Origin of the sequence: Catenulispora yoronensis (assembly GCF_039531695.1) — a bacterium.
GTDB classification, from domain to species: Bacteria; Actinomycetota; Actinomycetes; order Streptomycetales; family Catenulisporaceae; genus Catenulispora; species Catenulispora yoronensis.
On sequence record NZ_BAAAQN010000001.1, the window covers coordinates 82,979 to 103,689 of the forward strand.

The 20,711-nt window shown below is 72.5% G+C and carries 18 protein-coding genes; 11 read left to right on the forward strand and 7 right to left on the reverse strand.

Annotated elements, in window-relative coordinates:
- The first annotated feature begins 20 nt into the window (after positions 1-20).
- The 7 genes from ABD481_RS00290 (at position 21) to ABD481_RS00320 (ending at position 7,756) form a co-directional block, all read left to right on the forward strand.
- Positions 21-1,697, forward strand: coding sequence for a PP2C family protein-serine/threonine phosphatase (locus tag ABD481_RS00290; RefSeq protein ID WP_344663393.1), 1,677 nt, complete (start codon positions 21-23; stop codon positions 1,695-1,697).
- Positions 1,698-1,771: 74 nt separating this feature from the next.
- A complete protein-coding gene (locus ABD481_RS00295) occupies positions 1,772-2,899 on the forward strand; it encodes a cobalamin B12-binding domain-containing protein (RefSeq protein WP_344663394.1) in 1,128 nt (375 codons plus the stop codon).
- Complete coding sequence (locus tag ABD481_RS00300) at positions 2,896-3,684, forward strand: STAS domain-containing protein (RefSeq protein WP_344663395.1); 789 nt, start codon at positions 2,896-2,898, stop codon at positions 3,682-3,684. Before ABD481_RS00295 ends, ABD481_RS00300 begins: the two co-directional genes overlap by 4 nt.
- Positions 3,681-4,148, forward strand: coding sequence for an ATP-binding protein (locus tag ABD481_RS00305; RefSeq protein WP_344663396.1), 468 nt, complete (start codon positions 3,681-3,683; stop codon positions 4,146-4,148). The genes ABD481_RS00300 and ABD481_RS00305 overlap by 4 nt, the downstream gene beginning before the upstream one ends.
- A gap of 111 nt (positions 4,149-4,259) precedes the next feature.
- Positions 4,260-4,772, forward strand: coding sequence for a hypothetical protein (locus tag ABD481_RS00310; RefSeq protein WP_344663397.1), 513 nt, complete (start codon positions 4,260-4,262; stop codon positions 4,770-4,772).
- Positions 4,773-4,880: 108 nt separating this feature from the next.
- A complete protein-coding gene (locus ABD481_RS00315) occupies positions 4,881-6,140 on the forward strand; it encodes a sensor histidine kinase (protein ID WP_344663398.1) in 1,260 nt (419 codons plus the stop codon).
- The gene (locus tag ABD481_RS00320) at positions 6,137-7,756 is read left to right on the forward strand and encodes a SpoIIE family protein phosphatase (RefSeq protein ID WP_344663399.1); all 1,620 of its coding nucleotides are present in this window, start codon (positions 6,137-6,139) and stop codon (positions 7,754-7,756) included. Before ABD481_RS00315 ends, ABD481_RS00320 begins: the two co-directional genes overlap by 4 nt.
- A 118-nt stretch (positions 7,757-7,874) precedes the next feature.
- Here ABD481_RS00320 and ABD481_RS00325 read toward each other — a convergent pair whose 3' ends face one another.
- Positions 7,875-8,366 carry an SRPBCC family protein gene (locus ABD481_RS00325; protein WP_344663400.1) on the reverse strand — a complete coding sequence of 164 codons (492 nt, stop codon included), beginning with the start codon at positions 8,364-8,366 and terminating at the stop codon, positions 7,875-7,877.
- A gap of 193 nt (positions 8,367-8,559) precedes the next feature.
- Here ABD481_RS00325 and ABD481_RS00330 point away from each other — a divergent pair, with 193 nt between their 5' ends.
- Complete coding sequence (locus ABD481_RS00330) at positions 8,560-10,572, forward strand: transketolase (protein ID WP_344663401.1); 2,013 nt, start codon at positions 8,560-8,562, stop codon at positions 10,570-10,572.
- 173 nt (positions 10,573-10,745) lie between these two features.
- Here ABD481_RS00330 and ABD481_RS00335 read toward each other — a convergent pair whose 3' ends face one another.
- From ABD481_RS00335 to ABD481_RS00355, 5 genes are all read right to left on the reverse strand, one after another.
- Complete coding sequence (locus ABD481_RS00335; protein ID WP_344663402.1) at positions 10,746-10,931, reverse strand: hypothetical protein; 186 nt, start codon at positions 10,929-10,931, stop codon at positions 10,746-10,748.
- 71 nt (positions 10,932-11,002) lie between these two features.
- Positions 11,003-11,386 (reverse strand): oxalurate catabolism protein HpxZ, encoded by a 384-nt coding sequence (hpxZ, locus tag ABD481_RS00340; RefSeq protein WP_344663403.1) that lies wholly within the window; start codon positions 11,384-11,386, stop codon positions 11,003-11,005.
- On the reverse strand, positions 11,379-11,945 hold the full coding sequence (locus ABD481_RS00345; protein WP_344663404.1) for a DUF1097 domain-containing protein: 567 nt from the start codon (positions 11,943-11,945) through the stop codon (positions 11,379-11,381). Before ABD481_RS00345 ends, hpxZ begins: the two co-directional genes overlap by 8 nt.
- A 113-nt stretch (positions 11,946-12,058) precedes the next feature.
- The gene (locus tag ABD481_RS00350) at positions 12,059-13,396 is read right to left on the reverse strand and encodes an amidohydrolase family protein (RefSeq protein WP_344663405.1); all 1,338 of its coding nucleotides are present in this window, start codon (positions 13,394-13,396) and stop codon (positions 12,059-12,061) included.
- Positions 13,397-13,448: 52 nt separating this feature from the next.
- Entirely contained in the window at positions 13,449-14,156 is a 708-nt protein-coding gene (locus ABD481_RS00355) for a GntR family transcriptional regulator (RefSeq protein WP_425559086.1), read from the reverse strand.
- A 165-nt stretch (positions 14,157-14,321) separates the two neighbouring features.
- Here ABD481_RS00355 and ABD481_RS00360 point away from each other — a divergent pair, with 165 nt between their 5' ends.
- Genes ABD481_RS00360 through ABD481_RS00370 form a run of 3 tightly spaced genes read left to right on the forward strand, consistent with a single transcriptional unit; the run spans position 14,322 to position 17,844 of the window.
- Positions 14,322-15,494, forward strand: coding sequence for an acetamidase/formamidase family protein (locus ABD481_RS00360; RefSeq protein ID WP_344663407.1), 1,173 nt, complete (start codon positions 14,322-14,324; stop codon positions 15,492-15,494).
- Positions 15,494-16,792 carry an amidase family protein gene (locus ABD481_RS00365; RefSeq protein WP_344663408.1) on the forward strand — a complete coding sequence of 433 codons (1,299 nt, stop codon included), beginning with the start codon at positions 15,494-15,496 and terminating at the stop codon, positions 16,790-16,792. The genes ABD481_RS00360 and ABD481_RS00365 overlap by 1 nt, the downstream gene beginning before the upstream one ends.
- Positions 16,789-17,844 (forward strand): bile acid:sodium symporter family protein, encoded by a 1,056-nt coding sequence (locus ABD481_RS00370; protein WP_344663409.1) that lies wholly within the window; start codon positions 16,789-16,791, stop codon positions 17,842-17,844. The genes ABD481_RS00365 and ABD481_RS00370 overlap by 4 nt, the downstream gene beginning before the upstream one ends.
- A gap of 174 nt (positions 17,845-18,018) precedes the next feature.
- On the opposite strand, the gene ABD481_RS00375 is transcribed toward ABD481_RS00370, so the two are convergent.
- A complete protein-coding gene (locus ABD481_RS00375; RefSeq protein ID WP_344663410.1) occupies positions 18,019-20,703 on the reverse strand; it encodes a cell wall-binding repeat-containing protein in 2,685 nt (894 codons plus the stop codon).
- Between the last annotated feature and the right edge of the window lie 8 nt (positions 20,704-20,711).

A 20,711-nucleotide genomic window follows, 5' to 3' on the forward strand; every position in this document is an offset into this window, starting at 1 on the left:
TTTGCGAAGGGAGTCAACCAGTGTCCACCGAATCGGCGACGGAGAGCTTCGACCCATCGACCGTGGCGTCGATACTCGCGCTGGCTCCGTTCCCCGTCGTCGTCGTGGACGGCGGCGGCCGGGTCGTCGACGCCAATCCCGCCGCCGTGGAGGCGGTCCCGGGCATGCGGGTCGACGCCGGCTTCGAGGACTGCGTCCCGCGCTGGCTGGCCGAAGCGCACGCCGCCGGGCGACCGCACGCGAGCGGCCGGATCGGGAACCGCCTGGTGCGCGGGACGGCGAGCCGCTGGCCCGGCGGCCGGCTGGCCTGGTGGCTGGCCGGTGACGACGACTCGGACTTCGGCTCGGACGACGGCTCGGACTCTGGCTCGGACTTCGGCTTGGACTCCGGCTCGGATCCGGCCTCCGGCCACCGCCGACCCGGATCCGCGCTCGACGCGGGCGCCACCGCCTTCCTGGTCGAGGCGTCGAACCAGCTGATGTCCTCCCTCAACGTCGAGCGCTCGCTGGAGATCACCGCCACCCTCGCGGCCCGGCACCTGGCCGAGGTCGCGGTGGTCGTGGCACCGCCGTCCCGGCGCCGGATCGCGATCACCAGGGTGGCCCGCTCCGGCGCCGTCGAGCGCCGCACGCTGCGCGTGGATCCGGCCGAGGTCCCGGGGCTGTCCGAGGCCCTGCAAGGCTTCCCCCCGGTCCCGTCGCGCTGGATCGATCCAGCCGCCGCGCCCGGGTGGCTGGTCCCCGGCGACCTCCAGGAGCCGGGCTCGCTGATCGTCACCCCGCTGCCCGGCAACGGGATCCCGGCCGGGGCGCTCGTCCTGCTGCGCGGCCGCGGCCAGGAGCGGTTCACCGAGTCCGAGGAGGCCTTGGCCCGAGTGTTCGCCGCGCGCGCCGGCGCCGCGATCAGCGCGGCGCTGCTGTTCACGCGGCAGTCGGCGCTGGCCCGCACGCTCGCCGAGGACCTGATGCCGCCGAGCCTGACCCGGGTCGGCGGCGTCGAACTGGCCGGGGGCTACCGGCCGGCCGGCGACGAGCAGCGCCTCGGCGGCGACTTCTACGACTTCCACGGGCCGACGCCCGACGATCCGGGCGTCCTGGTGGTCTTCGGGGACGTGTCCGGCAAGGGCGTGGCGGCCGCGATGCTCGCCGGGCGGATCCGGACCAGTATCAGTGTGCTGCGAACGGTCGAGAGCGACCACGAGCGCATGCTGCAGTCCCTCAACCGGGCGCTGCTCAGCTCCCGGCACACCCGGTTCGCGACCCTGGTGCTGGCCTCGGCCCGGAGCGTGGCGGACGGGGTGGCGGTCCGGGTCACCTGCGGCGGCCACCCGCCGCCGCTCGTGGTGCGGACCGACGGCTCCGTGGAGCGGGCCGCGAGCCGCGGCACGCTGATCGGGGCGGTCGAGTCGGTGCGGGCCACCAGCAGCGAGTTCCTGCTCGCGCCGGGCGAGACCTGCCTGCTGTACTCCGACGGGATCACCGACGCGGTGGGCGGGCTCAGCGGGACCGAGCACTACGGCGCGGACCGGTTGGAGCAGGCGCTGGCCGGGTGTGCCGGGCTGCCCGCCGAGGCCGTCGTCGAGCGGATCCAGATGCTCGCGGAGCAATGGCTGACGTCGAACCGGCGGGACGACATGGCGGTCGTGGCGATCACCGCGCCGATCGCCCCGATCCGGCCGCCGGCTCCGGTCGGGTAGCCGTGGGCGCGCGGCGCACTGGCGAACGGCGCACCGGCGAGGAGCGCGTGGACAGAGAGCGGGGGTAACGGAACATGGAGAGAACATCAGAGATGGGCGAGACCGGCGACTGGTCGATCGATTCGCACTCCGGCCGGGACGGGACCACCGGTGCCCCCGCCGTCCTGACCGCGGAAACGGTCGACGGCTACTGGGACGCCTTGATGGCCCGGGACGAGTCCGCCGCGCTGGCGACGGCGTGGTCCGCGCTGGATTGCGGGGTCCCGGCAGAGACCGTGGTGCTCGACCTCGTCGGCGCCGCGCAGTCCCGCGTGGGCGCCGAATGGGCCGCGAACCTGCTGACGGTGGCCCAGGAGCACGCCGCCACCGCGCTGGGCGACCGGGTCCTGGCCGCGCTCGGCGGGCATCCGGGATACCGGCGTCACGCCCCGGCGCCGCGCGGTCGGGTCACCGTGGCCTGCGTGGACGGCGAGTGGCACGCCATGCCGGCCCGGCTGCTCGCGGAGGTGCTCTCGCTCGGCGGATGGCGGGTGGACTTCCTGGGCGCGCACGTCCCCGGCCCGCACCTGATCTCCCATCTCCACGAGAGCGGACCGGACGTCGTCGCCCTGTCCGCGACCCTGGCCCTGCGGCTTCCCGACGCCCACGCCGCGATCACCGCGTGCCAGGCGGCCTCGGTGCCGGTCCTGGCCGGCGGCGCGGCGTTCGGCCCGCACGGCGAGTACGCCCGCCTGCTCGGCGCCGACGCCTGGGCCGGGGACGCGCGGGCCGCCCTCGCCGTGCTGGACCGGCCGCTGCCGCGCCCGCGCCCGCCGCATCAGGCCGTCGACGATCTGCCGCATCTGGCCGATCAGGAGTACACGCACGTCGCCGCCAACCGGTCCAGGATCGTCTCGGCGATCGTGGCCGCGCTCCAGGAGCAGGTCCCGGCGATGCGGGACTACACCCCGCAGCAGATGCAGTACACGATCGAGGACATCGACCACATCGTGCGGTTCCTGGCCAGCGCGCTCTACGTCGACGACGCGGCGCTGTTCGCCGGGTTCATCGCGTGGACGCGGGCGATCCTCTCCGACCGCGGCGTCCCCCCGCACGCGTTGACCAGCGCGCTGGACCTGCTGGGGACCCAGCTGCGGGACTTCCCCCGCGCGACGAGCCTGAACGCCGCCGGGCACGCGGCGATGGAAGCGCGGGCGGCATGACCGAGCCCATCCTGGAGGCGGTGTCCTCCGGCCATACCGGCCATGCCAGCCATGCAGGCCATTCCGGCAATGCCAGCCAGGCCGGCCAGGCCGGCGATCGTCCGGCGGCCGACCTGGTGCTGCGCGGCGACCTCGACCACGACAGCGCCGAGGAGTTCCTCGACATCTTCCGGACGCTGCTGCCGGGCCTGCGCGCCGCCGGCGACCGGGTGCTGATCGACTGCGCGCACCTGCGCGCCTGCGACTACAGCGGACTGGCCGCACTGCTGATGGCCCGGCGGGAGACCGCGGAGACCGGTGCGCGGCTGGTGCTGGTGCGACAGTCCGCGCGGCTGGCGGCGCTGCTCTCCGTCGCCGGTGTCGGCGACCTGCTGTCGGCGACGGAGGCCCGCAGTCTCGACGGTTTCGGCGTCGGCGCGATCGGCCTTGAAGACCAGGATCCCGATTCGGTGCACGTGACGGTCACCCGGATCGGCGGCGTCCCGGTGGTCGCGCTCGCGGGAGAGGTCGACCTGGACTCGCTCGACGAGCTCACCGGCGCGTTCGTGGCGCTCCACGAGGCCGGGCCGGACGGACGCGGCGTCATCGACCTGTCCCGCATGGAGTTCGCCGACTCGACCGTGCTCCATCTGCTGCTGGGGGCGCGGGCGGCCACCGACTTGTGGCTGGTCGGCCCGTTGCGTCCCCAGGTGCACCTGCTGTTCCAGGTCACCGATCTCCTTGACGCGTTCCGCTTCACCAATGACCTGGGTGAGGCGATCGGCACGAAGGACCGGGCACTATGACGAGCGACGCGGAGGTCTACCAGAGCGACAGGACGGCGATGCCCGCCGCCGGCCTGGGCGAGCAGAGCCGGCTGCACGTCACGTCCGACCAGTCGGACCTGGCCGAGGCGCGCCGGATCACCGCCGAGCACCTGCGGCACCGGTGCGAATGGGCGGACTCGGGCGCCGTCCAGCTCGTCGTGTCGGAGCTGCTGAGCAACGCGGTGATCCACGGCGGCGGCTGGTGGAGCCTGGTGGTCAGTGCCTCGTCCAGGCAGCTGGTGATCGAGGTGGAGGACCGGGAGACCGTCACCCCCTCGATCCGCATGGCCAATTCCGACGGCACCGCCGGCGGCATGGGGATGCACATCGTCTCCAAGCTGGTCACCAGGTTCGAGGCGGTCGTGCATCCATCCGGGACGGGGAAGACGGTCCGCGCGCTGTGGAACCGGCCGGGACTGTCCGGCTCCCGCCGAACCATGTGATCAGGTGTTTGAAGAGGCGCCATCCGCCTATAAGCCTGGCAATCCAGCAGCACTGCCGCGTTTCCCGGACCGGGGCGTGGCGCCGGCGAGGGGGAATCGGATGGCGGACCCGTGACCGACCAGAGCGCTTCCGGGATCGGCGCGAAGGTGGCCCCGCCTCGCAATGTCCCGCATTGGACCGGATGGCTGCTCCTCGTCCTGGGGTTCTTCACGTTGCCCTGGACAGCGAACCTCGCCGTCTATCTGCCGGACAAGTCCGAGGCGGCGCACTACAACGCCTCCTGGGTCGGCTTCGACCTGCTGCTGTGCGCCCTGCTGATACGGACCGGCTGGTCGCTGCTGCGCCGGCGGGCATATGTGGAGGTCACGGCGGGAATGACCGCGGTGATGTTGCTCATAGACGCGTGGTTCGACGTGCTCTCAGCGCCTACATTCAAGGAGTTCGTCTTCGCCCTCGTGCTGGCTCTGGGCGTCGAGGTGCCGTTGGCGTTGTTCTGCCTGTGGGTCTCCGTCCGGGCAGAGTATGAGCGCCGCCGACGAGAGGACCTCATGAGCACCGTGGCACGGCGCCTCGCGGAGCTGACGCGTCGAAGGCTCGCCCGGCGGGGGCGCCGGCTGCCTTGAGCAGGCTTGCCGCCCGCACCGTGCGTCGCGGTTCCGGAACCTCCGGTGATCTCGCGGCCGAAGGCGTTTGACCGGGCGCCGGCCCGGATATCAGGAACGCCGCGTCCTGTGCCGACCCTGGAGGTGACCATCCGCTGGACGGACGGCGATGCGCCGAACCCAGAGCTTTCGGACCCGGTTCCGTCGGACCCGGTTCCGTCGAACCCGGTTCCGCCGAAGTCGGATCGGTCGGCCGCCGACGCGCCCGAGTCCGCCCGGCGGCTGATCCGCGGCCTGATCCGTCGCGGGCCGGAGCGGGGCTCGGAGCGGAGCCCGGAGCAGCGGGGCCCCGAGCGCGGCCCCGAGCAGCGGGGCGGCGTCGCCCTGCGCCGGACGGTTCCGCAGGACCTGGTCGCCGCCCTGGAGGCGGAGCGGGCCCGGAGCGAGGAGCTGCGGCTCCGCAACGAGGAGCTCGAACGGGCCAACGCCGGTGTCCTGGACCTCTACGCGGAGATCTCCAGCGAGCTGGAGCAGACCAACATCGGGGTCGTCGCGCTGCACGCCGAGCTGGAGGACAAGAGCCGCCGGCTGCGCGAGGCCAGCGAGGCCAAGACGCGGTTCTGGGCGAACGTCAGCCATGAGCTGCGCAGCCCGCTGAACTCGGTGATCGGGCTGAGCCGGCTGCTCGCCGTGTCGGGCCCCGAGGAACTCGGTGCCTTGCAGCGCGAGCAGGTCGGCCTGATCGCCGCCTCCGGCGAGACGCTGCGGGACCTCGTCGACGACCTGCTCGACGTGGCCAAGGCCGAGGCCGGACAGCTCACCCCGCAGCCGGGCCCGGTCGACCTGGCCCTGCTGCTCGCCCGGCTGGAGTCCGTCCTGCGGCCGGCCGCGGACCCGAATCCCGCCGTCGCGCTGCTGTTCCCGGCGCCGGAGGAGCTGCCGGACCTGGTCACCGACGAGACGATGCTGACCCGGATCCTGCGCAACCTCATCAGCAACAGCCTGAAGTACACCGAGGCCGGACACGTCCGGCTGAGCGTCCGGGCCGCGGCGGGCCGCGCGGACCTGGTCGAGTTCGTCGTCGAGGACACCGGCATCGGCATCCCGCCGCAGGAGCAGGCGAAGGTCTTCGAGGAGTTCCACCAGGTGCGCGGGGCGCATCAGCGCGGCAAAGCGGGCACCGGCCTCGGGCTGCCCTATGCCCGCAGCCTGGTGACGCTGCTGGGCGGCACGATCACCCTGACCAGCGCGGTCGGCGAGGGCACCACGGTGATCGCGGCGCTGCCCCGCACGGTGGAGCTGGACCTGGATCTGGACGTGGAGCCGGAGGTAGAGCCGGACCTGGAGCCGGACCTGGAGCCGGAACCCGACCGGGGAGCTCCGGCATGAGCACCGCTCCGGCCCCCGACGACGGGCCCGGGCTGATCCTCGTGGTCGACGACAACATGACCGGCCGGTACGTGTTCACGCAGTGGCTGCGCCGGGCCGGCCACGAGGTCCTGGAGGCGGCCGACGGCACCGAGGCCCTGGAGCTGCTGGCCGGCCCCGGACCGCTGCCCGAGGTCGCCGTCCTCGACATCGCGCTGCCCGACATGACCGGCTTCGAACTGTGCCGCACCATCAAGGAGACCCCGGCGACCGCGGACGTCCCGGTCGTGCACATCTCGGCGTCGGCGGTCTCGGTCAGCGACCGGGCCCAGGGCCTGCACGGCGGTGCCGACGCCTACCTCACCAAGCCGGTGGACCCGGACGAGCTGCTCGCCACCATCACCGCGGTGCTGCGCTACACCCGGGCCCGGCGCGCGGCCCAGTCCTTGGCCGCGCGGGTGTTGCAGCTCAACGAGGCGACGCTGGCCCTGCACGGGGCCACCGGGTACGAGCAGTTCGCCGAGGCGGCGGTCCAAGGGACGCGCAGCGTGCTGAGAGCCGATTCCGCCAGCGTGTACCTGAGCCTGTCGGGGAAACCGGTCCGCACCTTCCAGCTGGACGGCCGCTCGCCCATGGTCTCCGAGGACATCGACGCCGACCTGCTCGACCGGATCGCCGACAGCGTGCTCGGCACCCGCAGCGGCGCGCGCACGATGCTGGTGCCCGTCGCGCGCTGGCGCGCCATGGTCCCCGGACCGCAGCTGACCGGCGACGTCCTGGTCGCCGCCGTGCGCGCGCACGGCGGCCGTCCGCCGGTCTGCGTGGCGGTCGCCGTCGAGGCCCCGCCGTCGCAGGACGACCTCCGGCTGCTGGTGCAGATCGCGCAGGCCTGTTCGCTGTCACTGGAATCGCTGCGGAACTACGCCGAGGAGCACGCGCTCGCGCTGGAGCTCCAACGGTCGTTCCTGCCGGCCCGGCTGCCCCGCCCGGCCGGCGTGGAGCTGACCGTCCGCTACGTCCCGGCCAGCACGCACGCCGAGATCGGCGGCGACTTCTACGAGGCCATCGCGACCGAGGACGGCGGCCTGCTGCTGGTGATCGGCGACGTCGTCGGCCACTCGCTGGACGCGGCGATCCTGATGGGCGAAGTGCGTTACGCCCTGCGCGCCTACGCCGTCGAGGGGCACCCTCCGGAAACGATCCTGGAGCTCCTGGACACCCTGCTGACCCGGGACCGCCCGCTGGTCACGGTCACGGTGTGCCTGGTCCTGGTGGACCCCGACCGGCGGCGCATGCACGTCGCGAACGCCGGCCACGTCCCCCCGCTGCTGGTGACCGGCGGCGTCACGGCCTTCGTCACCGACCACGGCCAGCTGCTGGGCCTGGGCGGCGCCCGGTTCACCACGACCACGGTGCGGCTCAGCGGACCCACCCGGCTGGTGATGTACACGGACGGACTGGTCGAGAGCCGCGCCGTGGGCCTGGACGAGACGCTGAGCGCCTTCGAGGCCGCAGTGGCCAAGGGGGCGGACCGCGGCCTCGAAGAACTCTGCGACGGACTGCTCACCGGGTTCGGACAGGGGAACGACGACGACATCGCCCTGCTCGTCGCGGATCTGAAACCGGAAGCGGACTGAGCGAACCGGAAGCGGACTGAGCGAGCGGTAGGCGTAAGCGGGCTGAGCGAACCGAAAGCGGATTGAGCGCCGGCCGGCGGGAATCCCCTGTGAGGATCGACACCGGCCGGCGGGGGCCTCACATGGGATCGATACTGCTCGAACCGCGCCCGGTATGCGGACCGACCTCGCCGCGCCACGCGCCGGTCTCGGTGTTGCGCTCCTCGATGTAGGTCTTGAACCGTTCGGCGTCCGCCTTCACCTGGGTGGTGTCGGCGCCCACCACGCTGCCGACCTTCTCGACCACGCCCTTCGGGTCCCAGTCCAGCTGGATGGTGACGCGCGTGTGCGCGTCGTCGAGCCGCTCGAAGGTGACGTTGCCCATCTGCTGGAGGTCGCCGCCCACCGTGTGCCAGCTGATGCGCTGGTCCGGCAGCTGCTCGGTGATCTCGGTGTCGAACTCGCGGCGCACGCCGGCGACCTTGACCACCCAGTGGTTGTGCAGGTCGTCGAGCTGGCGGACCTCCTCCACGCCGTTCATGAAGTGGGGGAAGGTCTCGAACTGCGTCCACTGGTTGTAGGCCACGGTGACCGGGACGTCGACCTCGACGGATGCTTCGACGGTGCTCACGGGGTTGTCCTCCCTTTTCATCGGTGACGGCCTGTGAGGACGCCATGACGAACGATGAAGCCCTCGCCTGCCCGGACCGCGGCACCTCAAACGGCCGGTTCCCCAGTTGTCGCCCCTTGCGCCGCGAGGAGGTTCGAGAGGGGGCACGGGGGTACGCGGGCGACATTTCCCGACGATCCGAAGGGACGTCTCGATGACCGTCCACGACGAGAACACCAGCACCATCGACCAGGACACCGCTCTGCCGGGGGTCTTCGAACTGGCCCAGCAGCTGCGCGTCGACGCGATCCGCTGCTCCACCGCCGCCGGCTCCGGGCATCCCACCTCCGGCATGTCCGCCGCCGACCTGATGGCTGTGCTGATGGCCAGGCATCTGACCTACGACTGGGAGCTGCCGGACTGCCCGGGCAACGACCATCTGATCTTCTCCAAGGGCCACGCCTCCCCGCTGCTGTACGCGATGTACCGCGCGGCCGGCGTCGTCACCGACGACGAGCTCGTCACCTACCGCCGCGCGGGCAGCCTGCTGGAGGGGCACCCCACCCCGCGGCTGCCGTGGGTGGACGCCGCCACCGGCTCGCTCGGGCAGGGCATCGGGGTCGGCGTCGGCATCGCCCTGGCCGCCCGGCTGCGGGAGCGGGAACGCGGGACCGAGCGGGATCCGTACCGCGTGTGGGTGCTGTGCGGCGATTCGGAGATGGCCGAGGGCTCGGTGTGGGAGGCCCTGGACGCGGCCCGCCGCCACGAGCTCGGCGGCTTCACCGTGATCGTGGACGTGAACCGGCTGGGCCAGCGCGGTCCCACCGAACTGGGGTGGGACCTGGACGCCTACGGCCGGCGCGCCGAGGCGTTCGGGGCCCAGGTGATCCCGATCGACGGCCACGACCTGGCGCAGATCGACGGCGCGCTGCACAGCACCGCGTCCTCGTCGCGTCCCACGGTGATCCTGGCCCACACCCGCAAGGGCCGGGGCTTCTCAGAGATCGAGGACAGCCCGGACTGGCACGGCAAGCCGCTGCCGCCGGAGACGGCCGAGCGGGCGATCGCCGAACTCGGCGGCCTGCGCCGGCTGCGGGTGGCGGGCCGCGCCCCGACCGGCGAGAAGGCGGCGGCGGTCGCCGACAATCAGGGCCCTGTCACCCTGCCGACGTTCGACGACGGCGGTGAGGTCGCCCCGCGCAAGGCGTTCGGAGCCACCCTGGCCGCTCTGGCCGCCCGCCCCGACCTCGTGGTGCTGGACGCCGAGGTCGGCAACTCCACGTACACCAACGAGTTCGCCAAGGCCTGCCCCGAACGGTTCCTGGAGAGCTACATCGCCGAGCAGCAGATGATCGCCACGGCGGTGGGCCTGTCGGCGGCCGGCTTCAAGCCCTTCGCCGCGACGTTCGCGGCGTTCCTGACCCGGGCTCACGACTTCATCCGCATGGCCGCGATCTCCCAGGCGAACCTCGTGGTGGCCGGCACGCACTGCGGCGTGGAGATCGGCGAGGACGGCCCTTCCCAGATGGCTCTGGAGGACCTCGCGATGATGCGCGCGATCCACGGATCCACAGTCCTGTATCCCGCTGACGCCACCGCCACCGCGGCCCTCACCGCGACCGTCGCCGACCTGCCGGGTATCAGCTATCTGCGACTCACTCGCGGCGCGTACCCGGTGATCTACCCCGCCGGCGAGGAGTTCCCGATCGGCGGCTCCAAGACCCTGCGCCGTACCGACGAGGACGAGGTCACCATCTTCGCCGCCGGCGTCACCGTCCACGAGGCGCTCAAGGCCCACGACGAACTCCAGGGCCTGGGAGTCCGGGCCCGCGTGGTCGACCTGTACTCGGTGAAGCCCCTGGACCATCACACCGTCGCCCGCGAGGCCCGGACCCGGGCCGTGATCATCGCCGAGGACCACCACCCCGAAGGCGGCCTCGGCGAAGCCGTGATGACCACCCTCGCCGACCACCGCAACCCGGCTCCCCTGGCCCATCTCGCGGTTCGCCACATGCCCGACTCGCGCACTCCGGCCGAACAACTCGACGCCGCGGAGATCTCCGCCCGCCATATCGTCCGCGCGGCCCAGCTGTTGCTGTCCGAGCAGCAGCCGAGCGACGCCTCGGGCGCCGGATCTTCATTGGTGGGCCAGGGCCTCGATCGCCATGACGGCCATGCCCCACCAGATCATCAGCAGCACGCCGAGGGCGGAGGCCAGGAGGCGTAGGGCTGTCGCGGCGTTGGCTCGGCGCCAGAGAAGGAGGCCGCCGATCCACAGCGCAGTCGGTGCGGCGAAGACGAGGCCGACGGGTATCAGCCGTGGGCCACGGGCGATCAGGATGGTGAGCACGGTGGACGGGGCGACGATGAGGGCTGTCCGCCATAGATACCGGTTCGAGGTCACGGGCAGATCTTGAAGGTGCTGTCAGGCAGCTCACAAGTGGTCGGGGCAACGCTGCACGGGACGTTCACATCCCGGCCGGCGGCGCGGCTGTCGTTGCGATTGTCGTTGCGATTGTCGTTGTGGCTGCCGTTGCGGTTGTCGTGGCCGCTGTCGTTGCCGAACTCGATCGGCGCGGCGCTCATTCGGACGGCGTCCTGCCTCGGCCGGAATCATTCCGGCCGAGGCAGGACGCCGTTCGGGATCGCGGTCTGCTTCAGCCGCGCTGGGACACGTGCGCGGCCACGATCCGCCATCCGTCCGCGAAGCGCACCCACGACTGCGTCTGCCGCCCGAATCCGACGGTCCCTTCGCGGGTGAACACCAAGCTGGTCACCGCGAAGGCATCGCCGTAGACCGTCACTTGCGACCGGACCTCGTCCCGGGCCAGTCCCGACGCCGGGCGGGCCCGGCGGAACTCGGCGATCGCCGGGTAGCCGAACAGTTCCTCGCCCGCGCCCAGGCGCACGGTGTTCGGGCTGTCGTGGAAGAGTTCGTCGAGGACTGCGATGTCGTTGGTGGTGAGGGCCTTCTCATAGCGGGCGAAGGACTCCAGGACCTCGGCCAGCGCCGCGGGGTCGTCGACCGGCAGCTCAGGCATCGGCGGTGGCCGGGAGCGCGACGGGGGTCTCGGCCGGGGTCGCCGGGGTGGCGGGGGTGGCCACCGGGAAGGTGAGCTTGCCCGACAGGTAGGCGAAGACCGGCCCGAGGGCGTTCATGGCCACGACGCTGACCCACGCGGCCCACAGGTTGCCCTCCTTGAAGCCGAATCCGCCGAAGAAGGTGGCGAAGTAGGAGGCGAACCCCAGGAACATGCCGGGAATCAGGGACAGGGCCTTCAGGCGCCCGGCGTACATCAGGACACTGTTGATCACGAGGATGATCAGGGCCAGCATCGCGTCCTGGGCGACGCGGCCGGAGCCGAACTTGTCGCCGATGTGCTGGTCGGTGTAGACGATGGCCAGGGCGAAGGCCGAGCCGGCGGGCATGGCGTACCACAAGCGCTTGGCCACGGGCAGGCTCGGGCCGCCGGCCAGGAAGGTCCCGGCCCAGGAGATGAAGATCGCCCACGGCGGCAGGTTGAGCGCGGTGCCGCCGATGAAGGCGCTGGTGGCGGCCAGGATCGACGCGGCGATCTCGTGGGGGATGCGTTCGCGCATGACAGGACACTCCTTGATCGGGTTGTTCGGCGGTCGTTCGGAACACAGGCGGAACACAGGCGGAACACAGATGGGGCCGAGGTAGAGCAGGGGTCTGACACGGCCGGGCCGGGTCAGGCCGTGGAACGCGTCGCGAGGGCCAGTTCAGTGGCCCGGGTGGTCCGGGCCACGACGCGTCCGGCCTTGACCACGGCCGTGCGCACCGGCCGGTCCAGCAGCACGTCGGCGACGGCGCGCGTGTCGAGCACGACGAGGTCGGCCTGCGCCCCGACGCGCAGCCCGTAGCGATCCGCGACGCCGACCACGGCCGCGGCGTCGGTGGTCGCCATCGCCAGCACCCGGGCCAGGTCGGCCGGGCCCGACAAGTGGCCGATCTGGGCCAGGAACAGGCCCACGTCCAGCAGGTCGGCGTTGCCGTAGGGGGTGAAGGCGTTGCGGACGTTGTTCGAGGAGAACGCCGCCGTCACCCCCGCCTCCCACAGCTCCCGCACCGGCGCGACGCCGCGGCGCACGGCCGTGTCGTCGCCCCGGCCGCCGAGGTGCATGTCGGTGAACGGCAGCGGCACCACGGCGACCCCGGCGGCGGCCAGCCGCTTCAGCGCCGCGGCCCGGTCCTCGGGCTCCCGGCCGGCCAGCGAGGTCATGTGCCCCAGCGCGACCCGGCCTTCGAGCCCCCGCCGCGCGGTCGCGTCGGCGATGTACTCGGCCAGGGCGTAGCGCGGGTCCCCGGGCCCGTCGGCGAAGTCGGCGTGCAGATCGGCCGGGACGCCGAACTCCACCGCCAGGTCCAGCACCGTGTCGACGTGTTGGTGGCAGTCCTCCAGCGTCGCCTCGTTGTAGGAGCAGCCGCCGACGACGTCCGCGCCCCGGTGCAGCGCCTCGCGCATCAGCTCCAGGGTGCCCGGGGCCTTGATGATCCCCTCTTGAGGGAAGGCGACCACCTGGATCTCGACGGCGCCGCGGTACTCCTCGCGGAGTCCCAGGAGCACGTCGACCCCGAGCAGCCCGACGATCGGGTCCACGTCGGGATGGGCCCGGATCAGGGTCGTGCCGTGGCCGATCGCGGCCTCGACGACGGCGCGCGCCCGGCGGCGGACCGCCTCGGCCGTGAACCCGCGCTTGAGCTCGCCGGTCACGGCGATGGCGCCGGCCAGTGTGCCGTCGGGGTTCGGCTTCTCGCGGTCCAGCAGGGCCTTGTCGAGGTGCAGGTGCGACTCGATGAGGCCGGGGATGACGACCCGGCCGTCGCAGTCGATGGTCCCGGCGGCCGGGTCGGCCGGGTCGGGGGCGCCGGTCTCGGCGGTCCCGGCGGCCGGGTCGGGAGCGCCGGTCTCGCCAGTCTCGGCGATTCCGGCGGGCACTATCGCGGTGATCCGCCCTTCGCGGATCACGATGTCGCACAGCGGCGCGTCGTCGGCCACCCGGGCGCGCCGGATCAGGAGATCAGCCATGCCGCAGTTTGTATACAAAGCATGTTGCGCGAATCCGCGCGCTGCGCAACGGCTAGGTTTCGGAATCCTCAACCCGGGCCGCCGGCCCGGTGTCCCGGCGCCGATAGGCCTTCTGAGCTTGGGAAATATGGCGCGCGACGACCGCGGAGGCGCGCTCGGGGTCGGCGGCTTCCAGGGCCTGGACGATCTCGGCGTGCTCCCGCCAGGAGTCCTCGGCGCGGCGCGGCAGCTCGATCGCGTACACCCAGGCGATCTTCCAACTGAGCTGCGTGACCAGCTGGCTGAGCGTCTGGCTGCCGGAGGCCTGCGCCAGTACCTCGTGGAAGCGGCTGTTCAGCCGGGCCAGCTCGGCCAGGCGGCCGGCCGTCAGCGCGTCCTCGGCCAGCAGGAGCAGCTCCTTGAGCCGGCCCAGTTGCTCCGGCGTGCGCCGCGCCGCGGCCCGGCCGGCGCCCAGCGGCTCCAGGCGGGCCCGGATCTCCAGCAGGTCCTCGGCCTCGGCGTCGTCGAGCTCGGCGACCACCACGCCGGCGTAGGGGCGCGAGCGCACGAAGCCCTCGGCCTCCAGCGTCCGCAGCGCCTCCCGCACCGGCACGCGGGACACCCCGTACCGGGCCGACAACGCCTCCTCGGCCAGGCGCGACCCGGGCGGGTGCACGCCGCGGATGATGTCGTCGCGGATCGCCCGGCTGACCTCGCTCGCCGAGACCTTGCCGGCCCGGCGCGGCGGCTCGGGCCCGACGCCGGACGGCCCGGCGGCCAGCCCGGTGTCCGGCCCGGCGGCCAACCCGGTGTCCGGCCCGGCATCCGGCTCGCCGGCGCCATCGCCGCTGGCCGGAGCCTGTTCCGTCGATACCTCGACCCCGCGTCCCACCACTCACCTCGATTGCATACAATCGACCCCGACCGACTTCCGAGGGGGCTCGTTGTGAACGTACTACAGCCGGGCGTTGGCCCGATCGACGGCGCGGCCTATCTGCCGTCGACGCCGGAGACCGTCGCGTGGGGGCTGCTGCCGAACGCCGCGAGCCGGCCGGTCCTGACCGCCGCCTCGGGGACGGCCGTCACCTTCGACACCGTCAGCCACGAGGGCCTGCTCGCCGACCAGGGCGGGGACCCGGCGGCCTTCTTCGGCGCCGCCGGGATCGGCCGGGACCGGCTGCTGGCCGACGCCGTCGGGATCGCCGCCGCCCTGCGCCACCGGCCGGAGCAGGCCGGGCCGCACATCGTGACCGGCCCGGTGGCGATCCCCGGCGCGCGCCCCGGCGACGTGCTGGAGGTGGAGGTGCTCGCGCTGCGGCGGCGGGCGCCGTACGGCGTGATCAGCAACCGGCACGGGCGCGGTGCGCTGGCCGGGGAGTACCCGCGCGCCGAGGTGAGTGCAGGCGGTGCAGGCGGTGCAGGCAGCGCGGGCAGTCCGGGCGGGGCGGGCAGTGCGGGCGGGGCGAGCGGTGCGGGCACCGCGAGCACCCCCGTCCCGCCGGTGTGCCTGGTCGCGCACGCCGACGACGACGGCTTCGGCCGGCTCCCGCTGCCCGGCGGCCGGGCCCTGCGCTGGCCGCTGGCCCCGTTCCTCGGCATCCTCGCGGTGGCCTCGGCCACCGAAGCGCCGGTGCACTCGGTGCCGCCGGGCGCGCACGGCGGGAACCTCGACATCAAACTCCTGACCGAGGGCGCCAAGCTGTACTTGCCGGTGCAGGTGGACAACGCCCTGTTCGCCGCGGGCGACCCGCACTTCTCCCAGGGGGACGGCGAGGTCGCGCTGACCGCGTTCGAGGCGCCGCTGCGCGCCACCGTGCGCCTGACGCTCCGGACCGACGAGCCGATGCGGCGGATGGCCAAGGCGCTGGCCGCACCGTTCGCCGAGACCGCGGCGGACCAGGTCGTGATCGGGCTGGACCCGGACCTGGACGAGGCGCTGCGCCGGGCCGCGCGGGCCGCGATCGCGTTCCTCGGGGAGCGGTTCGGGGTCCCGTCCGCCGTGGCGCTGGCGTACCTGTCAGCCGCCTGCGATTTCCACGTCTCGCAGGTCGTCGATCTGGTGAAGGGCGTGCACTGCCGGATACCGAAGGCCGACCTGGCCGGACTGGTGGCGCGGTGATGAACAGGAAGACCTCCGGCTCGCAGCCGACACCGCAGTCCCCCGGGGTGAACGACGCTTTCGTCGGCTGGATCCCGGTCCTGGACGCCGCCGAGGACCGCGGCGGCCCGCTGGGCGGCGTGCGCCTGGCGGTGAAGGACGTCCTGGACGTCGCCGGGCTGCCCACCGGCGCCGGCCATCCCCGCTGGCTGGCGACGCACGACGTCCCGGCCCGCGACGCCACGGCGGTGGCCCGGCTGCGCGCCGCCGGGGCGACCGTCGTCGGCAAGACCCACACCGACGAGCTCGCCTACTCCCTGGGCGGGACCAGCCGGCACTACGGCGCCGCGCCCAACCCGGCGGCGCCGGACCGCCTGACCGGCGGCTCCTCCGGGGGCGCGGCGTCGGCGGTGGCCGGCGGGCTCGCGGACCTGAGCCTGGCCACCGACACCGCCGGCTCGATCCGGATCCCGGCGTCCTACTGCGGCCTGTACGGCCTGCGGCCCACCCACGGCCGCGTGCCCGCGGACGGGATCGTGCCGCTGGCGCCGTCGTTCGACGTGGCGGGGCTGCTGACCCGGCGTCTGGAGCTGCTGACGGTCGCGGCAGGAGTGCTGCTCGACCCGGCGCCCGGAACGGCCGCGCCGGCCCGGCTGTGGGCCCCGGCCGACCTGTGGTCGCAGGCGGCTCCCGCCGTGCGCGAGGCGCTGGCCCGGGAGCTGGCGCGGTTCGACCTGCCCGTCGACCGCACGCCGATGTTCGACCGCCTGGAGGCGTGGCACGCGGGGCGCGCCGCGTTCAGCCTGGTCCAGGCGTTCGAGGCGTGGGGCGCGCACGGCGCGTGGATCACGCGGGAGCGGCCGGAGTTCGGGCCCGGGGTCGGGGCGCGCTTCGAGAACGCCGGGCGGGTCGGCGCTGCGGAGTGCGAGGAGGGCCGGGCTGTCGTGCGCGGGCTCGGGGAGCGGTTGGTGGCGCGGCTCGGGGACGGCACGGTGCTGGCGATCCCGACGGCGCCGGCGCCGGCGCCCTTGCGGTTGCGGTTGGGCGGCGGGCCGGGTGCTCCGGGAGGACCAGGCCGCACCGAGCTGGCCGCCGATCCGGCATTGCGCGCAGCGATTGTCGGACTCACCTGTCTGGCCGGCGCCGCAGGTGCCCCCGCGCTGAGCATCCCGGGCGCGATCGTCGACGGCGCGCCGGTCGGCCTGTGCCTGGTCGGTGCCCCCGGGGCCGATGAAGACCTACTCGACTTGGCTGCCCAAGCCGACGAACACCCTCCCGGCCCGACCGCCGGGGCTCATTACCGCGAGGATCCCGCATGATCAGCCCGAAGTCCGTCCGCGCCCGCCTGACCTCGGTCGGCGTCGATCCGTACCTGCTGGCCATCCTGGGCACCGTCGGGCTTGCGGCCCTGCTCCCGGTGCGCGGCGGGGCGGCGGACGGGCTGTCGCACGTCACCGTCGTCGTCATCGGCCTGCTGTTCTTCCTGTACGGCGCGCGCCTTTCCCCGCGTGCGGCGCTGGACGGCGTGAAGCAGTGGCGCCTGCACCTGGCCATCCTCGCCTCCACCTTCGTCGTGTTCCCGCTGCTGGGCCTGGCCGCCGAGGCGGCCGCCACCCCGCTGCTGGGCTCCACGCTGGCCAAGGGGCTGCTGTTCCTGACGCTGCTGCCCTCCACCGTCCAGTCCTCGATCGCCTTCACGGCGCTGGCTCGCGGCAACGTCGCGGCGGCGGTGTGCGCGGCCTCCTTCTCCAGCCTGGCCGGCATCGTGGTCACGCCGCTGCTGGCCTCGTTCCTGCTCGGCGGCACGGTCCGGGTCGACGGCGGCGCGGTGACCTCCCTGGTGGCGCAGCTGCTGCTCCCGTTCCTGCTGGGCCAGCTGGCGCGGCGCTGGATCGCCGACTGGATCGCCGGCCACAAGAAGGTCCTGACGCTGGTGGACCGCGGCTCGATCCTGCTGGTGGTCTACAGCGCGTTCAGCGAGGGCATGGTCGCCGGGATCTGGCACACGGTGTCCCCGCTCCGGCTGCTGGCGCTGATCGGCTGCTGCCTGGTGCTCCTGGGCGCGGTGCTGACCATCACCGGCCGCGCCTCCATCCGGTTGGGCTTCGCCCGCCCGGAGCGCGTCACGTTGGTGTTCTGCGGATCGAAGAAAAGCCTGGCCAGCGGGCTGCCGATGGCGGCTGTGCTGTTCCCCGGCCACGAGCTCAGCCTGATGGTGCTGCCGCTGATGCTGTTCCACCAGGTGCAGCTGATGGCGTGCACGGTGCTGGCCCGACGCTGGGGACGGGAAGCCGAGAGCCCTGCCGCCGAAGCCGGAGCGGCTGCCAGGACGGCGGCGGAACCGGCGACTCCGCTGCGCTCTGTGGCGTGAGCTGTGGTGTGGGCTGCGGCGCGATCTGTGGCGTGAGCCATCCCGCGGCGTCCCGCAGGTCAGGCGGGTCGCCAAACCCCTTGCCTTACTTCTACTACCTCGGTGACCACAAGGTCGTGCGCACCGTCACCCGGAGCTCCGTGAACTCGGCGGGCCAGTGGTGGCCCGCGCGGCTCACTTGACCGTGCCCTTCACCGCGGCGGCGACGGCGTCCACGACAGCGCCGGTGACGGCCTTGTCGCCGCCGAAGACCGTGACGGTCGCCAGCGAGTTCGCCCATCCGGTCAGCGGGATCCGGGTCGCCGGGGGCAGGGCCGTGGGCTCGGTGAGCAGGAGGGGAATTCCCAGGTGGGCGGCGTACGTGCCACCGGTCAGCGCGTCCGGGAACATCTGGCCCGAGGCGATGCCCACGCCGGTCGGCGCCTGGCCGGTCAGCTGGATGAGCGCGTTCGCCACCGCGACGGCTGTGTCGTAGCGGGTCGGCCCGGAGAGGGTCTGGTCGACCGTTCTGCCCGTGGTGTTCAGCGTGGCGACGGCGCGCTGGGCGAATCCTCCGACCGGCTCGATCTCCTGATGCGCGAGGATGAAAGCGGCGGTCGCCGGGTCGAGCGCGTTGCCGTCCGACAGGACGATCGGTGCGCTCTCCCGCGCGCCGAGCGGCCCGGCCGCCACGGCGTCGGGGAAGTCCTGCCCGGTGGCGACGATCACGCGCCAGGAGTTCCCGAACGCCGAGGCCACCGCCAACGCGGTCTTGAACCGGTCAGCACCCTGATAGCGCACCACGTGGTACCCGGCGGCACGCAGCCCGGACTCGACCGACGGGGACACCGCGGAGTCTCCGCCCAGGATGTACACGGTCTTGTCCGCCGACGGACCGCCGGTGACGCGAGCGATCTCCGCTTTGGTCTCCTGGTCCAGGCTCTTGGGATCGGTGAGCAGCAACGGGCCTTCCATGCGCGCCGCGAACGGCACTCCGGCCAGGGCGTCCGGCGCCTGGTCTCCGCGGGCCAGGACGACAGCACTCGCGGCTCCGTCCTTCCACTGGGCCTGGGACACCAACCGCGCCGTGTCGTACCGGTCTCCGCCTCCGATCCGGTGGACCGTCGCCTGAGTGGCGGGCAGGGTCGGGACAGTGACCGTCACCTTCTGAGTCGTCGAAGCGGTCCGGCCGATGTAGTCGGTCAGGGTCAACTTCACGGTGTAGGTGCCGGAGGCGTAGTAGAGATGGTCCTGGTCCAGGTCTTGGTTCGCATCGACGGAAATAGGCCCTTGCTCCGGCGTGCCATCGCCAAAGTCGACGTACGCCTGGGTGATCTCCCACGGATCCCGCGATGGGTACATACCGACCACGATCCGTACGGCGGGCCGGCCGCGGTAGTCGTACTCAACGCCAAGCGAGCTGGTCGACAGGACCGGGACGAGCGGGTCGCCTGGCGTACCGGCCTCGAAGTACACACCGAGCCAGGGGGTTTCAGCGCCCAGGTCGTCGGTGACCCGGTAGCGCACGGTCCGCCTTCCGACAGTCGTGAATGTGTGCTGCACAGTACTGTCCGGGCCGGAGACGGTCGTGGGGTTGTCGTCGTCGAAGGTGAATGTGTAGGTGAGGTTCTTGGACCACCCGACCGACGGATTGACCTTGATCGTCACCGGAACGCCGATCGGCGCGGCCGCCGGCACCAAGGATATGTCGCCGCTCGCCAGCGGATCCTTGAACTCGTACGCGCCTCGGTCCCGGTACCCGCTGCCGGTCCCGGTGTTCCTGACCCGCGGATCGTCGAGCGCCGTCACGCCATCGATGTCCGAGGGCAGTTCCCCGGGTGCGGCGACATTGGCGGAATCAATCCGCGAATCGCCTTCCACGGCCAAGTAGGACGGCCACCCGCCGTTTTGCTCGTCGCCGATCTGGACGATGTCATGGGTGCCCTGGCCGCTGGCCTGAGTGAAGGTTTCCTGGGTGTGCTGGACGGCGCCGGCCCAGGAATAGGCGGCGTACCCGGCACCGGCCTGGACGGTGTTGTAGTCGGCGACGGTGTTCGGGGCGGAGGCCGCGTCGACGGAGAACACCGGCGTGTCGGTGGCGGGCTTGGCGGTCCGCGGGGGAATCAGCACATTGTTCTCGACCGTCGAGCCGGTGGCGCCGTTCTTCAGGACGACGGAGCTGCCTTTCAACTTCCACACGGTGTTGCTGGTGACGACCGTCCCGGTCGCGCCGTCGACAACGATGCCGTCTTGCCCGAGGCCGAGGTTGTTCGTGGTGATGGTGGTATCGCGCGAACCGCCGTGGACAAGAACGGCCGGCGCCTCATAACCGCCCAAATTGCTACGGCTGAGCGTGACATTCGACGACCCGCCGGTGACCTCGACCGAGGAAGTGGAATCCCCGCCGCTGGCGAACAGGTGATCGAGTACTACGTCGCTGGAGCCGTCGACGAGCACCGCGTCTTGCTCGGACCCTTGGACTCTGAGACCGCGCACGGTCACATCGTGTACATGGTCCAGCTTCAGTGGCACCGGGCCCGAGTGGGCATTATCGATGAAGTTTTGCAGATAGACCAGGGTGTCCGGTTCGGCGGCGATGACGATCGGAGCCTGCGGCGTGCCCGAACGGGAGACCGTTACCGACTCCTTGTAGGTACCCTCCCCGACCTCGACCTCCTGCCCCGGCTGAACCACCGAGACCGCGGCGGATATCGAGCAGTAGGGCACCGCGTCGCTGCCGGCGTTCGCAGCCGTGTCCGAGCAGCCCGAGACCTGGCGAACATGAATGACGGAAGCGGCATGCGCAAGCCCGGGCGCTGCGACGTCGAACGACGCGACCACAGCGCAGACCGCGCCGAACACAATAGGACGCGAACGCACGACCGACC

Bases quoted from the DNA above. Each gene is read 5' to 3' on its own strand.
- ABD481_RS00295 (WP_344663394.1), top strand. From the start codon at position 1,772: ATGGAGAGAACATCAGAGATGGGCGAGACCGGCGACTGGTCGATCGAT.
- ABD481_RS00300 (WP_344663395.1), top strand. From the start codon at position 2,896: ATGACCGAGCCCATCCTGGAGGCGGTGTCCTCCGGCCATACCGGCCAT.
- ABD481_RS00305 (WP_344663396.1), top strand. From the start codon at position 3,681: ATGACGAGCGACGCGGAGGTCTACCAGAGCGACAGGACGGCGATGCCC.
- ABD481_RS00320 (WP_344663399.1), top strand. From the start codon at position 6,137: ATGAGCACCGCTCCGGCCCCCGACGACGGGCCCGGGCTGATCCTCGTG.
- ABD481_RS00330 (WP_344663401.1), top strand. From the start codon at position 8,560: ATGACCGTCCACGACGAGAACACCAGCACCATCGACCAGGACACCGCT.
- ABD481_RS00335 (WP_344663402.1), bottom strand. From the start codon at position 10,931: ATGAGCGCCGCGCCGATCGAGTTCGGCAACGACAGCGGCCACGACAAC.
- hpxZ (WP_344663403.1), bottom strand. From the start codon at position 11,386: ATGCCTGAGCTGCCGGTCGACGACCCCGCGGCGCTGGCCGAGGTCCTG.
- ABD481_RS00345 (WP_344663404.1), bottom strand. From the start codon at position 11,945: ATGCGCGAACGCATCCCCCACGAGATCGCCGCGTCGATCCTGGCCGCC.
- ABD481_RS00350 (WP_344663405.1), bottom strand. From the start codon at position 13,396: ATGGCTGATCTCCTGATCCGGCGCGCCCGGGTGGCCGACGACGCGCCG.
- ABD481_RS00365 (WP_344663408.1), top strand. From the start codon at position 15,494: ATGAACAGGAAGACCTCCGGCTCGCAGCCGACACCGCAGTCCCCCGGG.
- ABD481_RS00370 (WP_344663409.1), top strand. From the start codon at position 16,789: ATGATCAGCCCGAAGTCCGTCCGCGCCCGCCTGACCTCGGTCGGCGTC.